2 protein-coding genes are annotated in these 770 nt (G+C 54.8%); one reads left to right on the top strand and one right to left on the bottom strand.

The window, feature by feature from the left end:
* Window positions 1-107 precede the first annotated feature (107 nt).
* Window positions 108-326: a hypothetical protein gene (locus KP708_RS15400; RefSeq protein ID WP_215757236.1), complete on the bottom strand. Its 219-nt coding sequence runs from the start codon at window positions 324-326 to the stop codon at window positions 108-110.
* Between the two features lie 196 nt (window positions 327-522).
* Here KP708_RS15400 and KP708_RS15395 point away from each other — a divergent pair.
* Window positions 523-770, top strand: a 248-nt coding sequence (locus tag KP708_RS15395; protein WP_215757235.1) for a helix-turn-helix domain-containing protein, incomplete at its 3' end; no start/stop codon positions are given.

Genomic DNA, 770 nt, shown 5'->3' with positions numbered 1-770 from the left:
TCCTTGTCCTCTGAGCAAGCAGATGAGCATAGCACAGAGCAGAACAGACCCGGAGCGAGCGCAGCGCGGGAGCGGCGTAGCCCGCCCGTCAGGGCGTCTGGGTGGGATTAAGCCGTAAAATCGAAGATGACTTTTCCTGCGCCTGCGTGAGCTATTCCCTGCAATTCTAGGGGCGATTTTGTATCTGCATCAGTGATAGTTAATGACCCACCGGCTTGAATGCTTTTCGCCATTCCTTGCAGTTCCAGACTACTTCTTCCTTTAGCGGACATTTTGATGCTGGCGCCTGCTTTGGCTATCCCTTGCCGTTCTAATGGCGATTTCATTTTTCATATCCCATTGCGTTTTTTCAGAAATGGGAAAACACTGTCCCCATACACGGCGAAAGGCCGGAGCAGCGAACTCCGACCTTTCAGCTTAACCCGCCAGTAGCAGTGGACGGGTCAGCTTTCCGAGGTGAACGATAACCCGTTTCCGGGGTTCCCCTCAAGAGAAGAGGGCCAGTCCGAGGGAGGATAGACAGTGGACATTACTTACAAGACCTCCCGTCCCATGACAAAATGGCAGATTATCCGCCGGTTTCAGGCCATGCTTCGTCGTTTCCGGTCGGAAGGTAAGCTGACTCTTGGGGAAGCACATGCGCTGGCGGTTCTGCCGGAGTTCATGGGGGACGATGGGGCTATGTTCCCTAGTCACGAAGCAATGGCAGAGAAGTCAGGCGCCAGCCGCCGGACGGTTATCAATGCTCTGAATCGGGCCTATGCGCTCGG

The sequence above is a fragment of the Gluconobacter sp. P5H9_a genome, from assembly GCF_018812085.1.
Lineage (GTDB): Bacteria > Pseudomonadota > Alphaproteobacteria > Acetobacterales > Acetobacteraceae > Gluconobacter.
This window is presented reverse-complemented; position numbering and strand designations above follow the sequence as displayed.